Source organism: Paenibacillus anseongensis (genome assembly GCF_009757995.1).
In the GTDB taxonomy this organism is placed as follows: domain Bacteria; phylum Bacillota; class Bacilli; order Paenibacillales; family NBRC-103111; genus Paenibacillus_E; species Paenibacillus_E chondroitinus.
Genome location: NZ_WSEM01000032.1, coordinates 21888 through 42204, shown reverse-complemented (window position 1 = coordinate 42204; position 20317 = coordinate 21888). Strand labels below are relative to the sequence as shown.

The following is a 20317-nucleotide window of genomic DNA, read 5'->3' as shown; positions in this document are numbered from 1 at the left end:
ACTTCGTACAATATAGATAGCTTGTTTACTTGAAAAATGACGAAATGCTTGCACAACATACAACATAGCTCGCAGGCTTGCTCTCAAATAACAACCATATTTCAGGAGGTGCCATCCATGTCAACTCAAGCTCATATAACTGTCGTCGGACTCGGAACGGGAGACGAAGACCAGCTCACACTCGGCGTCTGGAAAAAGCTTCAAAGTGCAGCAAAATCACAAGCCGCGCTCTATTTGCGCACGGAGGACCATCCGATGGTCCGTATGCTGGACAGCAATCAAATCCCTTACCAAACTTTCGACGCCAATTATGTGGCTCATCAAAGTTTTGAAGGGGTTTATGAATCTATAGCGGAAGCACTTATTCAATCTGCCAAAGACTCATCCACCGAGGTCATTTATGCTGTTCCCGGTCACCCCATGGTGGCGGAGTACACGGTACAGCTTCTGGAGCAGCGGTGTCCGGAAGAAGGGATCTCGCTACAAGTCATGGGGGGAGAAAGCTTTCTGGATCAGGCATTTTTACGCTTTGGCTTTGATCCGATCGATGGATTTCAGCTGCTTGATGCGACCAGTCTTAGCCGCTATGCGCTAAATCCGCAGATGCATACAATTATTGGGCAGGTCTATGATACCTACACCGCGTCAGACCTCAAGATTTCTCTCATGGATACATACCCGGATGAATATCGCGTTGTTGTGGGCCACTCCCTGGGTGTGGCGGGTGCCGAGCAGGTCATTGAAGTGCCGCTGCATGAGCTGGATCATGTGAAAGGCTACGGAAATTTATCGCTAGTTTGGGTGCCGAAAAGCGAGGAGGACGAGGTCCGCTATCGCACTTTTGGCCGATTGCATGAAATCGTGCAAATTCTTCGGAGTCCAGAGGGCTGTCCTTGGGATCGCGAGCAGACGCATGCCAGCCTCCGCAAAAATCTCATAGAAGAAGCTTACGAAGTGCTGGAAACGATCGATGAAGATGATCCTGAGCACATGTGCGAAGAATTGGGAGATTTGCTGCTGCAAGTTATGCTGCATGCCCAGATGGAAGAGGAGATCGGGACTTTCACTGTGTATGACGTGATTGCTACGCTAAATGAGAAGCTCATTCGCCGCCATCCGCACGTATTCGGGAACAACAAAGCGGAAGATGCCGATGAGGCGCTTGTGAACTGGAATGCGATGAAGGCCGAAGAGAAGCGGAAGAAAGGCATCGACGTGACGAAGCAATCGGTCCTGGACGGCATTCCACGGGAGTTACCGGGGCTCATGAAGGCTTTGAAGCTGCAGAAGAAGGCGGCTACTGTCGGCTTTGATTGGTCTGAGCTGCGAGAGGTGCTTGCGAAGCTGGATGAAGAGCTGGTCGAGCTGCGTGAGGCTATTGACAGTAAGTCGGAAGAAGCGGCTCAAGATCGGCTAGAGGAGCTTGGGGATGTGCTTTTTTCTATCGTAAATGTTGCTAGATTCCTCAAAATTGACCCGGAAGAAGCTATTGCGCACACAAATCGCAAATTTATTCAAAGATTTTCATATATGGAAGATCAGCTACGTTTAAAAGGGCTTTCTTTTGAACAAACTGGGTTATCAGAGATGGAAAATTATTGGCAGGAAGCAAAAAAAGTTACAAAACTTCGCTAGTAATAGAAGGAATTTGACGAAAAAAGAAGAATACTAAGTTTGGTGTAAGGTTGAATATGGAAATTTACTAGTAGGGATATTTGAACATCGTTCAAAGTCTCTCAGCTTTGCGAATTTTGGTACATAGAAGACATGATCTTCAACTATTTTTGGGAGGTAACAAATCACATGAACAAAACGGATTTAATTAACAACATTGCAGAAAAAAGCGGACTAACTAAGAAAGACGTAGAAGTTGTACTTAACGGATTCCTTGGTGAAGTTACAGACGCTCTTTCATCCGGAGATAAAGTTCAATTAATCGGTTTCGGAACTTTCGAAACTCGCAAACGTTCCGGTCGTACAGGCCGCAACCCACAAACTGGTAACCCAATCGTGATCGCGGAATCCAATGTTCCAGCTTTCAAAGCGGGTAACAAGCTTAAAGACGCTGTAAAATAATGCGAATTGACAAGTTTTTAAAAGTATCTCGACTGATTAAGCGCCGAACCGTAGCGAAGGACGTGTCCGACCAAGGGCGTGTCTGGATTAACGGCAGAGATGCCAAGGCGAGTACGCAAGTGAAAGTCGGCGACGAATTAGCTATTCAATTTGGTCAGAAAAAGGTGACGATTCGCGTAGAGCTCCTGTCGGAGTCGACCCGCAAGGAAGACGCTGCGAAGATGTACACGCTGGTCAAGGAAGAGGCTTATCAGTCCGAGTAACACGATATAACACCGAATAGTCCAGGATTCCCGGATGAGGGATCTTGGGCTTTTTTTTGGTTCTAAAATAGGACATCCTCCCATATCGTAATGATAGATGAAGGAGGGGTACAGGCCATGATGGAACCCGTTAAAAATACGAACAAACGGCAAGAAATCAAAATGCTGAATCGCAAGCTCTTGGAGATCTCCGGAGTTTTGAACGTAGAGAGCTTTGACAGCGAAGAGTTCCTCCTTGAAACGGAAATGGGCTACCTGATGATTAAGGGGCAGAATTTGCACATTAAGAATTTGAGCTTGGAGCAGGGGTTAGTCGCCATTGAAGGACTTATTCAAGAATTATCGTATGTGGATGGAAATACCCAGGAGAAATCCAAGGGGTTTCTCGGTAAATTATTCAAGTGACGCTGAACGTTCAATTCCACACAATCTTCATGATGTTTTTGAGCGGGGTTGCCATTAGTGCAATGTTTGATGTGTTTCGTGTGCTTTCCGGTAAGCTCAGGCTGCCGCGATGGACGATTCCGCTCGTTGATACGGTGTATTGGATTGTGGCGACAATCCTCGTGTTCCGACTGTTGATTTACAGCAATGAAGGACAAGTTCGTATGTTTATTTTTCTGGGAATGGGGATCGGTATCTGCTTTTATTTCGCCTTCCTCAGCTGGGTAGTGGTTCATCTGACGCTGTTTCTCATCCGAGTTGTCATTGCGATTTACAAGTTTATTGCAAAAACCGTCGAAATTCTTATCATTAAACCGATCATTGGCTTATATCGTCTAACTGTGATAATTTTGGGCTTTTTGCTTGCTGTAGCTATATTCCTTTACAGAATTGTGCTACAATTGCTTTATCCTTTGTGGAGATTACTCCTCTGGATGACTCGGCCTGTGCATAAATATTTCGTGATTCCTGATTGGTTGAAGAAGCTGACAGGCAAGATCGTAACGTTATATCGCAGGTTATTCTCAAAGTAGGAGGAATTCCTATACATGCAGGCTCAAGCAACCGCACCAAACAAGCGCAGCAGTAGTGTAGGCTCAAAGCGAAGACTGCGTTTTCTGATGATCTTTGTTCTCTGTTTTATGAGTTGGGCTGCTGTTAACATTTGGGGGCAGTTCGCTAAGCTTCACGAGAAGAGAAATGCCGTGGCGAATATGGAGCAACAGCTCGTTGATGCGAAGAAGATCAAGGAGCAGACGCAGAAGGAAATCAGTAGGCTTCATAATGATGAATACTTGGATCAAATTATTCGCCGGGATTTTCACTATAGCAAAACGGGAGAGACACCACTTAGTGTCTCGAAGCAATAAAAGGACTGAAGAAGGGGCGAATGCCGTGTTGACCGTGGTTTCTGCATCGGTTATAATCGGCGTAGCCAGTGTTTTCAACATTTTAAGGGAGGAACATTTTACTTTATGGCAATTGAAGTTGGCACCAAGTTAGAGGGTAGAGTGACGGGGATTACTCACTTTGGAGCATTCGTCGAGCTTGCTGAAGGAGTTACCGGTCTTGTTCACATTTCGGAGATCGCAGACAATTATGTGAAAGACGTTAATGACCATTTAAAGCTGGAAGACAAAGTATTGGTCAAAGTGATTAACGTGGACAAGGATGGCAAGATCGGACTGTCGATCAAGCAAACGATTGACAAGCCAGTTGAGGAAAGACCAGCTCGTCCTGAACGTACAGGTGGCAGCAGCTATCAAGGACGCCCGAGCGGAGATCGTCCAGGCGGCTTCCAAGGTGGTCGTCCAAGCAGTGGCGGAGAACGCAGTGGTCCTCCTAGTGGTGGCCCAGGCGGCGGTCGTCCAGGCGGCGGTGGCTTCAATCGTGGCGGCGGCGGTGGTGGCGGTCGCGGCGGCTTTAACAAGCAGCAAGGTGGAGCTAGACCGTTCTCGTTCGAAGATAAAGTATCTCGTTTCCTTAAAGATAGTGAAGAGCGGATTTCGTCTCTGAAGAAGAACACCGAGTCCAAACGCGGTGGCCGAGGCGGAAGAAGAGACTAATAGATGCTTATAATAGAACCACATTACGCTTAAGCGGATGTGGTTTTTTTATTTTTTCGATGGTTTCTGTGGAGTTACCAATTATTACAATTCATCGTATGGTCAATTCCAATCGACATGGAGTTACGGGTATCTCCCCCATCTGCATGGCGAAAGTTCGGGAGGATCAGACTTTTGGATACGCTTTCAGCTAAATAAAGCGAGACGCGGCAAGGGCTGGGGGCGGGTGACACGGCTGGCGCGGCTTGTCGGAAATTTCTTTGAATCTATCAACTCATTCTGACAAACTTTCTGCTAGATTGTCTCTATACTAGAGAAACAAATAAGGGAAGAATGGATGGTGTTCAAAGCATGCAAAGAAGAAGCCTAGGAGCGGCGATTAGCGGTGGATGGTCAGGAATTTGGCAAAGAGCGAAAACAGGTGCTCACAGTGCGGCAGTGGAAAATCGTTTTGTTCAAGCTTTTGTAGCTAAGAAATGGTCTTTTCTCCTCATCGTTATGGCATTCCTTCTTGGACGTGCGATGATTCTCGAACAGCTATCTCCGTTTGCTTTAGCCTTTATCGCGGTTATCTATTTTACGAGGAGAGACATTTTACATTGGGTAGGTATTGCGGCGTTTGCCGGGAGCTTACTGTCCATTAATTCGAATACAGGATATCTCGTTACGGAGATCATCGTCTTCCTGCTCATTCAAAAAGCGCTTGAGAAGTTTGAGCGTTCAGAGCTTTCACTCGCTCCACTGCTCGTTTTCAGCTCAACCTTCCTGGTTCAGCTTTTTGCAGAGTTGGTCGTATCGAACTTAAGCTGGTATACACTGATGATGCTGTCCGTAGAGGCACTGCTTAGTCTAGTGCTGACACTGATTTTCATACAAGCTATTCCGGTATTCACACTTACCCGTAAAAACTATCATTTGAAACATGAAGAGATCATCTGCTTAATTATTTTATTGGCATCCGTTATGACAGGGACGGTGAGCTGGGTGATGGGGCCTGTCACCGTGGAGCATGTGCTCTCCCGATACTTGATTCTTCTATTTGCATTGGTAGGCGGAGCGCCTTTTGGAGCCTCGGTTGGCGTCATCACAGGGCTTATCTTAAGTCTTGCGAATAGCAACGCCATCTATCAAATGAGCTTGCTTGCCTTCTCCGGGATGTTGGCCGGACTGCTCAAGGAAGGGAACCGGCTCGCTGTAGCTTTCGGTATGTTGCTGGGATCTTCGATTCTATCGTTCTATATAGGTTCGAGCGCTGATATGATCAACTCCGCGTGGGAGTCGCTTGCGGCCGTTACGCTGTTTCTCCTTACGCCGAGGAGCCTGATTCTTACGCTCGCCAAATATGTGCCTGGCACACAGGAGAATCTCAAATCGCAGCAGGACTATGCGAAGCGGGTTCGCGATGTGACGGCCAGCCGTGTGGAGCAGTTCTCGGAAGTGTTCCGGCAGCTGTCGCGCAGCTTTAAACAACTAACGACGGATGACGCGGTCAGCCGTAAGGAGGAGGAAGTTGGGCATTTCATGAATGCCGTTGCACAGAAAACTTGTGAATCCTGCTGGAAGAAGAGCCAGTGCTGGGATCAGAAATTTTATCAGACGTATACGTTTATGACGGATATGATGACTAATATTGAGACAAAGGAGAATATGACGAAGAAGCAAATACCTGCAGAGTGGAAGAAGGTGTGTAATAAGACGGATCAGGTGCTCGATGTGATGAAGCAGCAGTATAGCTTGTACAAGAATGATATGCATTGGAAAAAACAAATTATGGATAGCCGCCATCTCGTCGCAGATCAGCTATCTGGTGTCTCGCAGGTCATGGAGGACCTGGCGAAGGAGATTAAGCGCGAAGGGCAGGAGTTGTTCCTTCAGGAGGAGCAAATCCGCAATGCGCTGGAGGAGTTGGGCCTATCGATTCATACAATCGACATTATTTCCTTAGATGAAGGAAATATTGAAATTGAAATCATTCATCAATACACGAAGGGTTTCGATGAATGCCGGAAAATCATTGCGCCGCTGCTGAGCGAAATCATCGGCGAGAATGTCGCCGTGATGCGCGAAGAGATGCATGAACGCGGCGAAGGCTACAGCACGGTCGTATTCGGCTCTGCCAAAGAATATGTGGTCGAGACCGGGGTCGCCGGCGCAGCCAAAGGGGGCGACCTCTTCTCGGGCGACAGCTTCTCCACGGTGGAGCTGGGCAATGGCAAGTATGCCGTTGCGCTTAGCGACGGCATGGGCAACGGCGAGCGGGCGCGGGCCGAGAGCCAGACCGCCCTTAGCATCCTGCAGCAGCTGCTGCAGTCCGGGATGGACGAGAAGCTGGCGATCAAGTCGCTGAACTCGGTGCTGATGCTCCGTTCCTCAGATGAGATGTATGCCACGGTGGATATGGCCTTGATTGACATGTACAATGCCAATACGACTTTCATGAAAATTGGCTCCATACCGAGCTTTATTAAGCGAGGGAACGAGGTGATCTCCATCTCCGCCAATAATCTGCCTGTGGGCATTTTAAGCGAGATCGATGTCGATCTGGTTTCTATTCCTCTCCAATCGGGAGATATCCTCGTTATGATGACCGATGGGATCTATGATGCGCCTGGCCATGCGGTGAATAAGGAGATGTGGATGAAGCGCATGATCCATGAAATTGACACGACCTTGCCGCAAGAGTTCGCGGATTGTTTGCTGGAGCGGATTTTCCGCCATCATCATGGCGAAATTCAAGATGATATGACAGTCGTTGTCGCTCGCGTAGAGAAGCGGCAGCCGGAATGGGCGACATTCCGCTGGCCGGGGATTACGCGCATGGAGCGTCCGAAAACGGTTAGCTAGAAAATGAAGCCGTAACAGCTCATTTGCTGTTGCGGTTTTAGTGTGGGAAAATAAGGGTATTACAGGATTTATGAGAAAGGCGGTATGGCATGTTCAGGAAAGTGCTTTCTCTCGCATGCATCATCCTCGGGGCTTTGATTTTTCTATATCCAGCCTTGAATGACCGGTACGAGAGTTACCAGCAGCAAAAGATTATGAATCAATGGCAGGAAAGTTTGCAGATCATGGATCAGATCCCGTCGGAGGAGAGTGAGAGCGCACAAACTGAGGGTGTGGATACACTCATAGGAAAAGTCGAGACAACTGGCAGCTTGGGTGCTATGGGCCCAGTGGATACCGTTGGATCTGTTGATTCGGCTGCTACTAATCCCCCTAGTGTAAAGCCAGTGCAGCCTTTGGATTTGCAAGCTGCTCCGAAACCAACACCGCAACCCAAGAATGTAGAGGGCGTACTACGAATCGATAAAATCAATTTGAAACTTCCGATCTTGACGGACGCAACCGTAAAGAATTTGAAGGTTTCCGTTGCAAGTATAGCTAATACGGGAAAACCGGGCGGGGTGGGCAACTATGCGATAGCTGGCCATAGAAATTTGACCTATGGGAAAAATTTTAACCGATTAGATGAAGTTGACCTTGGCGACATCATTCAAGTCGAGACAGGGAGCAAACAGTTCAAATACATCGTGGAGGATAAGCAATATGTCCTTCCTACAGATGTTTCGGTCTTAAAGGGCAATGGTAAAGATAAGGAAATAACCTTAATTACCTGTGACCCTATGGATAATCCGACGCACCGTTTAATTATAAAAGGGAAAATTGTAGAATCATCGGACTAAGTGGAATTTGCTTTCACTTTCGTCCGATGTGATACAGTTATGACGTATACAATACAAAATGTATCATATAATAACTATATTGATACATTTTGTATTGTGTAGTGCGGTGTTTTCTGATACATTTTGTATCAAAGGCGAATTAAGTTTTTTGGGTCCACATATGGATAGGAATGGAGGGAATTTATGAAGATGTTGAAGAAGGAATTGAAGCTGCTACTCGTCATTTTGTTAGTCTTCATGCAGTGCTTGTATGCAGTCGGCGTTTCAACTAAAGCAAGCGCGACTGAAATCTCCAAAACAGATAACATTTTGGAGAGCGTGACGATGGCTGTTTACGACAGTGCGGGACAAGTCGTGACAGGAAACGTCTATGATCAGGGAGCTAGAGTAAGGCTGGACTATACCTGGTCTTTGCCGGACGGTCATAGTTACCGTGCAGGTGACACCTATACGTTTATGCTGCCAGCGCAATTTTTGTTATTTAATAACGTGGGTGGGACTTTGACTACCGGGGATGATCAAGTTGGAACCTTTCAAGTGAACAAGGACAGCCGCCAAGTCATCATTACATTTAACAACTTCATTGAGAGCCATGATAATGTGAGAGGGACCCTCACGATCAATACCCAGTTTAATAAAAGCCAAATAACCGGCTCGACAACGCAAATTATTACGATCCCGATTCAATCTGGAGAAGAGGTTTTTACCCTTATTTTCAGGCCGGATGTCCCTTCTACCATAAGTAAGGCAGGTGTGGCTAACGGTTTTAATGCGAAGCAAATTGATTGGACCGTTGATGTGAACAAGTCGATGGACTCCATTCAACAAGCGGTCGTAAAAGACCCTATTCCTGCGGGGTTGGCTGTGCCTGTTTCCGTTGCGGTTTATTCTCTGGGCGTAAAATTGGATGGCACTATGGTTTTGGGAGAACTGTTGGATAGCAGCCAGTATACAGTAAGCACGGACGACAGCATTCTTGCCGTTCATTTTGCTGATAACCCAATTACTCATGCATACAGGATACAATTCGCTACGGCAATTACGGACGCAACCAAGTCATCGTTTGTGAACACGGCAACATTGTCTGGCAGCAACAAGACACCGGTTCAAGCAACTGCAACTGTTGAAGTCAAGCATGGAAGTGTGCTTAAGAAGATCGCAACTGACTACGCGACAGGGACTCAGACGATAAGTTGGGCAATTCAGTATAATTATAATGAGGGGAATATCCCGCAATCGGCAGCCTGGTTATCCGACCTATTCAATGAGTCCCAAGAGTTAATAGCCGAATCTTTTCAAATATTCCCAGTCACATTTAATGGAGTAGGCGGCGAAGTGTTGGGTAGTTTAGTGCCTTCTACTGAGTATACTTTGACTCCACAGACGGCCGAGGGTAAGAAGGGATTTAAGCTGCAGTTTCTTCATGATATTTCAACGGCGTATAAAGTAATCTATAAAACGAAGGCAAGTAAGCCTGTTCTGGACAATAGTTCCGTAACCAACACCGTTACTTCAGGTGGCGGAAGCAGCGATACGGTTGTTAAGCCGATTAATCAGGTGGTACTTGTCAAAAGTGACGGGCATATCGATTATAATACTAAAATAGTTGAATGGAATATTGCGATTAATGGGGACAGCCAGCAAATGAGCCATGTGGTTGTAACGGATACATTCCCTTACAAGGGTCTTCGCCTTCTTCCAGATACCTTTAAAGTCAAGCAAGGCGCAGGAGTGCTGGATCCATCTGAATATACATTAGACGACTCTGTAGCTCCTGAGGATGGCTTTATAGTAAGATTCAAGAATCCGTTAACTGGACCGGTAACCATTAATTACAAAACAGCATTTAATCTGGATTGGATTCAACCTGCAGGCAGCAGAACAGACTTCTATAATACAGCTCAGATGGCCTGGTTGGATCGTTGGGAAAATGAGCAAACCAAGACAGTGACGGATATTTTTTATACAAGGGACGAAGTCAAGAATAATGGTTTCAAAAGCGGTACCTATGACGCTGCGCACAAGCAGATTACTTGGACAGTTGGGGTCAACTATAACAGTAAGCCCATTGAGCAAGCTGTTGTTGAGGATCTCTTGGAGTCAAATCAAAAGCTCGATGCAGTCACGCTTGCTGTTTATAAGATGGTCATTGCTCCAAATGGGACCACAACATTAGGCAGTATAGTAGATACTTCTGAGTACGAGTATCAAATTGATGCAGCTAATAAATTAAAACTCTCGTTCAAACAACCTATATTAGGACCTTACTCCATCGTCTTCAAAACGAGCCTGGACGGACAGTTGATTAACAATGCCACAGTAAACAACACAGCCAAACTATTCGATGCGAGTAAACCTGTGTCGAACGATCTGAAAGCGACGGTCAACATCCCACACGGAGGCGAGTACGTCAGCAAGAAAGGGTTACAAAGCGGCGACAAGATTAATTGGATGATAACGATTAATCAAGGACAGTCAACTTTGAATGACGCTTTATTAATCGATACGCCTACGGTAAATCAACTGCTGCTGCTTGATACGTTCCATCTGTTTAAAACGATAGTAGATGTGAATGGCAACGTAACGAAAGGAGCAGAGTTAACCAAGGACGTCGACTATACCTTGGTAATTGAAACGGATGCAAGCGGCAAACAAACGTTCCGCCTGCATTTCGTGAATCCTATTAGCTCCGCCTATATCTTGGAGTACCAATCGCTCATCGCGGCTAATGATAGGGATACTGTTTCCAATAAGGTTATCCTGAGTGGTAACAATGTAACGACAGTGACCAAGGAAACCGTGCAGGATATCATCGTTGGCGTTTCGAGCGGTTCCGGCACAGGCAGCGGTGTAAGAGGCTCGCTCTCCGTGAAAAAGGTGGATGCGTCGAATTACACCGTATTGCTCAGTGGAGCAACCTTCGACTTGTACCGGAAGTCTGACAGGGCATTGGATCGGATTGGTACAATGACCACGAATGAAAATGGAGTTGCTAATTTTACCGGCCTGTTGAAGGGCAACTATGTAGTGAAGGAGAGTGCAGCGCCAGCTGGGTACGCTTTGGATGCGGATAAAGAATATCCGGTATCCTTGAGCTCGGGTGAGAATTATTCAATCACGGTAACCAATACGAAGTCTACCGTGCCATCTAATCCGCCTACTAGCACGCCAACGGATTCGCCGTCTAGTACGCCGTCTAGTACGCCGTCTAATCCACCATCCAGCACGCCAACGAATCCGCCAAAACACGATTCATCATCGAATGATCCGGATCCGACTCCGAGTGCTTCAACATCACCGAAGCCAAGTACGTCGCCTGCTCCGTCCGGTTCGCCAAGTCCGGGTCTGGGCACAAGCCCGAGTCCGAGTCCTAGCTTAAGCCCAAGCCCAAGTCCTGGTTTGTCGCCGAGTCCGACGCCTGCTCAATCAAACGGGTCTGCGCCTTCGCTCAGTCCACAGCCAACGACGTTGGATGGTCTCCAGCCGGAGACACTCCCGGTGACCGGTGAGTCCAGTCACACGGCAGTGAAATTATCCGGTTTGGCGCTCATTCTTCTAGGCTTCCTCTTACGGAGAAAATGGCGTAAAAATTAAAGTTAATGCCAAGCCTTAACAGCTCATTTGCTGTTAGGGCTTTTTTTTGCTTTATTGTGATAAATTATGACATATTTCTTGCAAAAATTAGGAATTAGGTCCTATATTTCCTTGCAAGTAGGACTATAATCATGGTTAACTATAAATAGATTCTTTACAGTTAAAAAAAATGGGGTGAGGGATGGCAATAGGTTGTATGGAAAGTCGTTAATGTTGGGTTTACAGAACGGGAAGATCAAGCGTTTGAGCTGAGGAAAAACTGAGCAATCGTGCATCTAAGATGAGCGAACAGTATTCAGGTTGCGACAATTATAGTGGAGGTAAATCATGCTGCGTTATCGGAAGAAAATTGCCATTCTGATGTCGCTGATGCTGGTCATCCAGTTAATTGGCGGTATGCTTGGCGCGGTGCAGGCTGCACCATCTTATGCATTTGATGGAACTAAGCTCGATGAGTTTAGTGTAACTGGGTATGATTCGGATCCTAATGATCCGAATGGACTACAAAAGAAAGAATTATCGGAAGCTGTACTAGGGCGCGATACGGAAATTTTGGTCCATGCCCATAATAAAGCTCCGGGAACGATGGCCTTCAACGTTGGCGTTGAAGTTGTACTGCCGGACGGTCTTGAGCTGGCATCCGATATGAGTCCCAGTACAGTGGTAACGGATGGCGCAACAGGAACCATTACAGCTTTCTGGAAAGATATCAAAGATATCGCTGCCGGGGAAAGCTTCGATTTTCCTGTGAAAATCAAAGTTTCTAATAACTACAGGAAAGCAAATAGCGGCGGTCTGGTTCCGTTTGGGACTATGTTGACGCCTACGGTTCGGTTATACGCGAGCAGTGATCCCCGCAAGTTATACTATGACGCTGCGCTACCTACCAAGACGTGGAGCAAAGCCATCAAGGTCACGCCTTTTTCCATCCGACTTATCAATGATGTGAAGAATGTGAAGGGGGCAGGCCCTGATGATGCACCTCCTGCAGGAGGCTCAGAGTGGGGAGAGCTTCCTTACAAGATCGAAATGGTTAATAATGCACGGTCATCTACAACGTTCACACTCTTTAAAGAGACAACGGATGCGGCAGTGGAGCACTACGGTTTTACAGGCCAAACCGGAACGCCGACACAAACGGTTACCAGCGGGGTGCGCACCATTAACTGGACGCTTCCAGCGCTAACAGTGGCAGGCGAGGACGGAAAAGGCAAGAAAACGTTTAGTTATCAGGCGGCCTTTTTGAATGCGGACTCAGGCAATCATATCATGACGCATGGCACACAGAAGGACGATAAGTTTGACTATTCAGCTACTGTGGACGGTCAAACCTTCACGGGGTCTGTGACACAGAAGGTGACTGCTAGAGATATCGTGATTTATAAAGGTGTACAGAAGAAGGCAGGTTCTTCCTCAGCAGGAAGCGAGGTCGGATACGGAGACAGGCTTGTATACACGCTGCGTGTCAAAGTCAATGAGTATGTTCCTGTGACAGGGATCACCGTTGAAGATACGCTGGGTGACGGGCAGGACTTTGTCGATAGTTCGGCAGTAGTTAAGGATGCAACCGGTGCAACGATATCCCGTGATTTCTCGAAATCGGCTTCAGCGGATGGAACTACAGCCTTAACGTGGACGCTAGGCGATATGAACTACGCAAGTGCCACGGACCGTGAATTCACGATTACTTATGAAGCCACCGTTCGGTCGACTTGGAAGGTTGCTAAATCCGGTGGAAGCAATGTAGTTGCAGCGGACGTTCTCGTCAACAAGGCTGAGGTAAGCGGTGTATCTGTTTCGTCAGGAACGGTTACCGATTCCGATTCAACGGACATTCACGTGACAACGCCTAGTGTTAGTGAAAAAATCGTTAGAGTGAACGATGGAACTACCGTGGGGGGCCAGCCGGTCAATGAGCTGAAGCAAGCGGTAACCGTAGGTGACACGGCTAGCTTTAAAGTGGCTTACGACGCTGTGGGACTGCCGGCGAAACAGCACAAAGTTAAGCTTTATGACTATCTGCCTCTCGGCACGCTGTATGAAGGCTCACTTAGCACTTATCAAATTAATGGAATAACGCCTACATACGAAGATGATATGCAAGCTCTCGTGTGGGATTTTGGCAACACGGATCTAGTCGAGGGTCAGGTTAACCAACTGACCACAGAATTAAAAGTGCGGATTCAAAACGATACCAGCTACGTCACCAAGGATAAAGGAGCTAAAAACTTAGTCGTCCTTACCTACGAGAACTCAGAAGGTATCGTTGAAAGCAAGCGTAAGGAAGTTGAATTAGCTTATGTAGAGCCAGACGTGAGCATGACGCGCACAGTGAGTAAAACGACGGACCTTCACGGGAATGAATCCGTTACAATTACAATCAAGCTAACGAACAATGGATCGACACCGGCCTATCATGTCAAGCTGACGGATAAGCTAGCGGATGGCTTGCAGGACTTGCCGGAAAGTGAGGACTATACGCAGACAGACACTTCGATCAAATTCAATGAAATTCCTTCCATACAACCAGGCACAACCAATTCGGTTACGTTGACTTACACAGTTCAGCTAATTAATCCAATCGGCGCGAGCAGAGATATTGTGCTGAAAGATGCGAGTTGGACCTACTATGGGCAAAATAATACATCAGCAGGAGTCATCAATCGTCCTTACACCGGACAAGAGACGACGACGACCACGCTAACAACAGCCGGACCGACGATTACGAAGACCGTTGAGGATACCTCGGGTACGAAAACTTCTTTGAAGCCTGGAGATTGGGTAGTTTACAAGGTGGAAGTGAAAGTTCCGGCTAACAACGTGACTTATTCACCATCGGTCGAAATTGAAATACCGAGTAATGAAGATTATGCTGCGACGTATACAGGGTATGATTCCCTAACACATACGGGTACGGGATCACCAACTGTCGATACGACAACAGCGGGCCTCATTAAACTCGCCGGAATGTCGGAGACACCGGGTGCGACATATACGTATTATGTTAAAACCACGGTTAAGAAGATTAATGCCGGTACATCAGTAAATGATACGTCTGGCGCTACCTTCAAATGGAAAGCAGAAGCGGCATCCATTACAGAGAAAAGCTTATCCGTTCAGAGCGCACAAAAGCCTACGGTGACCATTAAAGCGCCGCAGCTGGAAATTACCTTAAGTCCTGCTACAACATCCATGAAAGCAGGAGATACCCAAGCCTACACTGTCAAGGTGAAGAACAAGGGGCTGAACCCGGCCTATACCTTTACGCCAACAGTAACGCTGCCTGCAGGATTTAGTTTTGTTTCTGGAGACGGGACGGCAGCTGGGGTCACGATGACGTTCCCGCAAGTGACGACACTTGCTAATAATGCTGAGGTAACATACGCATTCATTGCCCGTCTTGATAACGTTAAGGGGTCAGGATCAACGCAAAGCATTTTAGCTTCCACTGGAGACTACTACAGTCTGCCTGATAGTGGCGGCGCCAAGTATGATTATGTGGCAGGTTCAGCTACAGTTGATGTTCCACGCGTCACGATTACGAATGTTATTACAGCAACGAGCAGTGGCGATATTACCAAGATTCGTCCAGGAGATACCGTAGACTATAAAGTTGAAGTGACAATACCTGAGGGGACGATAGCGTACAACGTTGTCGTTGAAGATGTAGTCGACTCACTCGGAAGCAACTTTACTTTAACGAACAATCCTAATAATTTTACAGTTGCAGGGAACAAGCTCACTAAAGTTTTAACTAATTTGGAGACGGATGCCTCACTAGGGGCTAAAGTGATCACATACACCTTTCAAGCACGAGCAAAAGCAGGTGTTTTCGACTCTACTGAAGTAGTTCCGTACAAAACTACGGCTGTAGCCAAGTGGAATAAGCAAAACGGCTCCGACCCAGCCCAAACGGCTGATGCAGTAACGAGCATTGCTATTATGCAGCCCAAATTGACCATAGCTCCGGTAGCAATTACCGATACGAAGTTTTCCAAAACCAACACCGAGATCACAGTTGAGTTTGAACTGAGTAACGTCGGGAACGCGACAGCATACAAGCCTTCCGTGGAAGTCAAGCTGCCAAGCGAACTGAACGTGAAGCCAGGCTCGATTTCGGACGGCGGATCCCTTAGCGACGGCGACACACTTACATGGTCCGCGCTCTCTGATCTAGCTGTAAGCGGTAAGAAGAAAGTGAACTTCATAGTCACTACGAAGCCAGAAGTTTTACCGGGGACAACGGGTATTACGATCAACGGTAAAATAACCGGATACGAGTCCCGGGAAACAACTCCGGTTGCCATTTACACGCCTGTAGTGTCCTTGCCGCAGGTACTCTCTGTAGATGTGTTGACGGTATCGGCTTCAATTAAAGAATCAACGAACAACAGCACGACGACAGTGCGTCCTGGGGATGAAGTGACCTATCTCCTGAATTTGGATCAGCCGCTTAATACGACCTCGTATCATGTAAATCTTGATTCGCTGTCAGGGCTTGTCCAACAGGATATCATTTCGGTAGGCAAAATCGTTGGCGGCTCTGTCACTGATATTCCGAAAGTTGGAGATAAGTATCCGCTTGGGTCTATCACAGGGGATGCCAGTCCGACGGACCCATCCGCGCAGTATCAAATTGTTACAAGGTTGAAAACGGATGGACCGGCGGGCGGCTACATTGCACAGTTCACGCCGAAACTTGACTATCAGACAGCGGCTGTTGAAGGCGCTCCTCGAACCATATCGGCCGAGATGCTGTCCGTGAACGTCGTTCAACCCGACATTTCCCTGCTGTTAAGCAGCATCAAACCGGCTCGTCCGGATGGTTCCGTTCCGTTCGATACGGCGAGTGAGGAGCTTCTCTTCACCATGAAGCTGACGAATAACGGGCAAAGTACCGCGTTCAACCCGTTTACCACGATCCAGCTTCCATCGGGCGTTCATATCAGCTGGGCAGATCCTAGGGCTACAGTAAGCGGATCTACCTATAGCTTGACTTGGGAGAGTACGCCGATTCAGCCTGGCAGCAACAGCGAATTACAATTCAAATTGCAGGCGGATAACGATACCGTGGTTAGCTCGGTATATAGCGTCAAGTATACCTTAAACGAATACTACTCTCTCCCTTCGAAGGGCGGGAAGAAGTATGATGAGCTGAGTTCAAATTTAATCAACGCCATTATACTTGGGCAGCACTCGTTGGATACAGCTCCGGATCAAAGTGTGAAGGCCGGACAAACCGCAACGTACCCGCACATTGTGACGAATACGGGAGCCGGTGTAGATCTCTTTAAGCTTGAATTGAACACGCCATTTACTACGGATGTGATCGTTAATGGCCAAGTGGCAGCCACGTGGGCATTTGATCAGGGCCAGTGGAAATGGACTTACATCTCTCCGGATGTGAATCAAGGCAGCGTCCCGGGCTTCATGTTGAATGCCGGACAGCAGCAGGCGCTGCAGCTAGTCGTTCATGTTCCGGAAGGCACTCCGTATGACAACGATCATCCGTATCTGATCGGCCTGAAGGCATCAGCCGCCGAGAGCGGAAAAGAAGAGAGCATTCAAGATAAGCTATACGTTGTTGGGGATCCGATTGACGGATGGGCGGGTAGTCAGCCGCGTTCGCCATGGACAGAGCCGGTGCTTGCACCAGGGGATCCATTGAAGCTTTCAGCCGTTAGCTCTAACGATGTGCAGCGAGTGGAAGCAGTTTATATCCATGGCTCTCATTCCGAAGTTATTCAATTCGTGCTTACGAATCCGGAAACATACATCACAGATGGCCATAAAGAATGGAAAAACGTGCTGACACGGTTACCGGACGATATTCTGGGCAATCAGACTTCAGGGTCGTTCAAATTAACCTTCAAAGGTTACGATGCGGCAATCGGCGGTCATGACATCCAGACAGATGCACCTAACGGCGCATTTGGCGGCAATAATGGTTTTACGGTGAAAAATGCGATTGAAATTCTTGGCACCATTACAGTTGCAGGAGAACACCGGCCAATCGCCGGCGCTACTGTTACCTTGTACAAGGAAGATGCCAACCATGTGGAAATCGCAAAAACAACAACGGATGCTAACGGTGGCTACAATTTCGGACAACGTCCGGCAGCACGTTATAGCATCGTGGTACAAGCTGAGAATTACGCAGAGGCAAGCAAAACGTTCTATGCGATACCGAGCACAGTTGGAAGCAACCAAGTTATCGTAGACGCCGAGCTTAGCCAATATCGCTTAGTCTTAACAGCTGATCCTAGCAGCATTGTCGGCGATGGGCAGTCCACGACTGTTTTAACGGCAGTCGTTTTGGATCAAGCGGGTCAACCGCTATCGAATGTTCAAGTGAACTTCAGTGCTCCAATCGGTACTTTCGTTGGTGGCTCATCGGCTGTCACGAATGAAAAAGGTGAAGCAAAAGTAACGTTCAAGTCTGCCGTAATCGAGGGCATCATCTCCGAGCGGTTCCCGATTCAGGCAGTTGCTGACGACAGTCCGCGCGATCTCCATGCCAAAGCGCAAATTATCATGACGTTTGAACCGGCTAGCATTGTCGGAATTGTTACGGAGATGATCGATGGCGTTGTAACACCGGTTAATGGAGCTCATGTTGTCATTACGGCTAATTTTGACGGGAATCCCGGCGTCGACTTTACTGGTGATGCTTACACGGTTACGAAAGATACGTACCAAGGCTATTACAAAATCGCGATCCCTCGCGGAGGCGTCGATTATCAAATGCAAATTACGAAGCCTGTTCAAATCGGTGGACAAACCCAACTTATCACCTACACACAAACGATAACGGCAGGTGTGGTTTCCGGTACAGGACATGAAGAATTTATGCCTTCCAAAGGGGCCAGCGGTCTTATTGCAGTAGGTAACGACAATCAGAGTGTCGGTGTGTTTCCTGCGGACATGACGAACAAAATGAGAGTTCGCTTGCTGGATGGCTCAAATCATGAAGTTTCGAATGTTCCGCTTCAAGCCAACGGAACGTTCAGTATGAATGGCCTGACGCAAGGCGAATACAAGATGGAAATTAGCTATGAAGTAGAGCCGGGCGTATTCATTGTGCTGAATGAGAACGCGCAAGGGGAACTGTCGAAGCTGAAAATCAGCAGCGATGGCGAACTGAACATTGCGCTTGAGCTTATCGACCCTTATGGTAAAGTTACGGATGCCATGACGGGGGAAGTAATCGAAGATGCGCATGTTGAGCTGTACTATGCAGATACGCCTAGAAATGAAATTAATGGAAAAACTAAGCACACCATGGTTCCACTCCCTGTTCTTGTAGGCTTCGCGCCAAACGATAACAAAAACCCGCAGAATACAGACGCTGCCGGAGATTACGCGTACATGGTCTTCCCGACATCGGATTATTACATCCGAGTTACGAAACCGGGATATGTGACGTATATCAGCCCGACGATATCCGTAGAATATGCAATCGTTAAGCACGATTTGCAAATGCAGCGGGAATCAACATCAGACAAAGGCAATGGCGGCTCTGTCGGAGGCAGTATTGTTCTGACGGGTCAAACAGACTTGTCCGTTCATTTATTTTCGGACAAAGCCAATTATGGTGAAGGACAAGAAATCACGTTTACGGTTGAATACAGCAACAAAACAGGCACATTAGCGCAGGGAGTTAACGTTAGCGCACAAATTCCAAACTACACGACGGTCGCTGACTCAGCAGGTGGATCCGTGAACGGAAATACGGTCACGTGGGCGATCGGTGATTTGGCCGCCAATGGAAAAGGGTCGTTGACCTACAAAGTGAAAGTGTTGTCAAACGCTCTTCCCAAAGCGGAACAAAACGTAACGAACGAAGCATCGATTTCAAGTAAGACAACGCTCGTACATCTGGAAGACGACAAGTCTACACTTCAAGTGATGTTGTTCTCGAACCGCTATGAGAATAGCAAGCACACCAGATATATCATGGGATACCCTGATCTGGAGTTCAAACCGCTGCGCAATATTACCCGCGCTGAAGTTGCGGCGATTTTCGCAAGGATCATGGATTTGCGCAGTACAGTGAAAGGGGAAGTACTCTACCCCGATGTGCCAATCGCTTATTGGGGCAGCGAGTACATTGAGGCTGCTACGAGAGCCGGCTTATTTGGCGGGTATGAGGATCGATCGTTCCGGCCAGATACCGCGATTACGCGTGCTGAGCTATCGGCTGTCATAGCCCGTTACCTGAACCTGAAAGCAGATGCATCCAACAATCTTCATTTCAATGATATTTCTGCGCACTGGGCGAAGAATGAGATTGAGGAGATTTACCGTTATCACATCATTAACGGATATCCGGACGGCTCCTTCCAACCGGGGCAAGCGATGATTCGCGCAGAAGCTGTAACGATGATTAATCGTCTTCTGCACCGCGGTCCGTTGAAAAACGCCAGTCAGTCTTTCCCTGACGTCTCCCCGTCTTATTGGGGCTTCGAGCAAGTAGAGGAAAGCGCCAATACGCATGAGTACAAACGCAATGAAGACGGCTCAGAAACATTAACCAAGTTGATACCTGAGCCACTCTGGTAATGAAAATAGAGGCAGGAGCCCCTCGGGGTATCCTGCTTCTTTTCTTTCTATTCCAGGTGATTAGAGCCTCTCGAAAATGGAAAAACTAGGAGAAGAACTGCTAGAGAGCAAATTTTCCTTATGTCAGGGA

Annotated in this window: 11 protein-coding genes; all 11 read left to right on the top strand. The window is 47.5% G+C overall.

Annotation, left to right across the window (positions count from 1 at the left end; genetic code table 11):
- Positions 1-117: 117 nt before the first annotated feature.
- Positions 118-1635 (top strand): bifunctional methyltransferase/pyrophosphohydrolase YabN, encoded by a 1518-nt coding sequence (gene yabN / locus GON05_RS30060; RefSeq protein WP_157324489.1) that lies wholly within the window; start codon positions 118-120, stop codon positions 1633-1635.
- Between the two features lie 168 nt (positions 1636-1803).
- Entirely contained in the window at positions 1804-2076 is a 273-nt protein-coding gene (locus GON05_RS30055) for an HU family DNA-binding protein (RefSeq protein WP_029197991.1), read from the top strand.
- Complete coding sequence (locus GON05_RS30050) at positions 2076-2339, top strand: RNA-binding S4 domain-containing protein (protein WP_127457143.1); 264 nt, start codon at positions 2076-2078, stop codon at positions 2337-2339. The genes GON05_RS30055 and GON05_RS30050 overlap by 1 nt, the downstream gene beginning before the upstream one ends.
- Positions 2340-2456: 117 nt before the next feature.
- Positions 2457-2744: a sporulation protein YabP gene (gene yabP / locus GON05_RS30045; protein WP_157324487.1), complete on the top strand. Its 288-nt coding sequence runs from the start codon at positions 2457-2459 to the stop codon at positions 2742-2744.
- Positions 2741-3316: a spore cortex biosynthesis protein YabQ gene (gene yabQ / locus GON05_RS30040; protein WP_181646445.1), complete on the top strand. Its 576-nt coding sequence runs from the start codon at positions 2741-2743 to the stop codon at positions 3314-3316. Before yabP ends, yabQ begins: the two co-directional genes overlap by 4 nt.
- Positions 3317-3331: 15 nt before the next feature.
- The gene (locus GON05_RS30035) at positions 3332-3652 is read left to right on the top strand and encodes an FtsB family cell division protein (RefSeq protein ID WP_127457146.1); all 321 of its coding nucleotides are present in this window, start codon (positions 3332-3334) and stop codon (positions 3650-3652) included.
- A 105-nt stretch (positions 3653-3757) separates the two neighbouring features.
- The gene (locus tag GON05_RS30030; RefSeq protein ID WP_157324483.1) at positions 3758-4348 is read left to right on the top strand and encodes a S1 domain-containing RNA-binding protein; all 591 of its coding nucleotides are present in this window, start codon (positions 3758-3760) and stop codon (positions 4346-4348) included.
- Positions 4349-4699: 351 nt separating this feature from the next.
- Complete coding sequence (spoIIE, locus tag GON05_RS30025; protein WP_157324481.1) at positions 4700-7192, top strand: stage II sporulation protein E; 2493 nt, start codon at positions 4700-4702, stop codon at positions 7190-7192.
- A gap of 89 nt (positions 7193-7281) precedes the next feature.
- Positions 7282-8031: a class D sortase gene (locus GON05_RS30020; protein ID WP_157324479.1), complete on the top strand. Its 750-nt coding sequence runs from the start codon at positions 7282-7284 to the stop codon at positions 8029-8031.
- Between the two features lie 183 nt (positions 8032-8214).
- Complete coding sequence (locus GON05_RS30015; RefSeq protein ID WP_246239584.1) at positions 8215-11625, top strand: collagen binding domain-containing protein; 3411 nt, start codon at positions 8215-8217, stop codon at positions 11623-11625.
- A 327-nt stretch (positions 11626-11952) separates the two neighbouring features.
- Complete coding sequence (locus tag GON05_RS30010) at positions 11953-20187, top strand: S-layer homology domain-containing protein (RefSeq protein ID WP_157324477.1); 8235 nt, start codon at positions 11953-11955, stop codon at positions 20185-20187.
- Positions 20188-20317: the final 130 nt, after the last annotated feature.

What these genes read in the sequence shown, in the direction of transcription:
- GON05_RS30050 (WP_127457143.1), top strand. Translation starts at nt 2,076, where the DNA reads ATGCGAATTGACAAGTTTTTAAAAGTATCTCGACTGATTAAGCGCCGA.
- GON05_RS30035 (WP_127457146.1), top strand. Translation starts at nt 3,332, where the DNA reads ATGCAGGCTCAAGCAACCGCACCAAACAAGCGCAGCAGTAGTGTAGGC.
- GON05_RS30030 (WP_157324483.1), top strand. Translation starts at nt 3,758, where the DNA reads ATGGCAATTGAAGTTGGCACCAAGTTAGAGGGTAGAGTGACGGGGATT.
- GON05_RS30010 (WP_157324477.1), top strand. Translation starts at nt 11,953, where the DNA reads ATGCTGCGTTATCGGAAGAAAATTGCCATTCTGATGTCGCTGATGCTG.
- yabP (WP_157324487.1), top strand. Translation starts at nt 2,457, where the DNA reads ATGATGGAACCCGTTAAAAATACGAACAAACGGCAAGAAATCAAAATG.
- yabN (WP_157324489.1), top strand. Translation starts at nt 118, where the DNA reads ATGTCAACTCAAGCTCATATAACTGTCGTCGGACTCGGAACGGGAGAC.
- GON05_RS30020 (WP_157324479.1), top strand. Translation starts at nt 7,282, where the DNA reads ATGTTCAGGAAAGTGCTTTCTCTCGCATGCATCATCCTCGGGGCTTTG.
- GON05_RS30015 (WP_246239584.1), top strand. Translation starts at nt 8,215, where the DNA reads ATGAAGATGTTGAAGAAGGAATTGAAGCTGCTACTCGTCATTTTGTTA.
- spoIIE (WP_157324481.1), top strand. Translation starts at nt 4,700, where the DNA reads ATGCAAAGAAGAAGCCTAGGAGCGGCGATTAGCGGTGGATGGTCAGGA.
- GON05_RS30055 (WP_029197991.1), top strand. Translation starts at nt 1,804, where the DNA reads ATGAACAAAACGGATTTAATTAACAACATTGCAGAAAAAAGCGGACTA.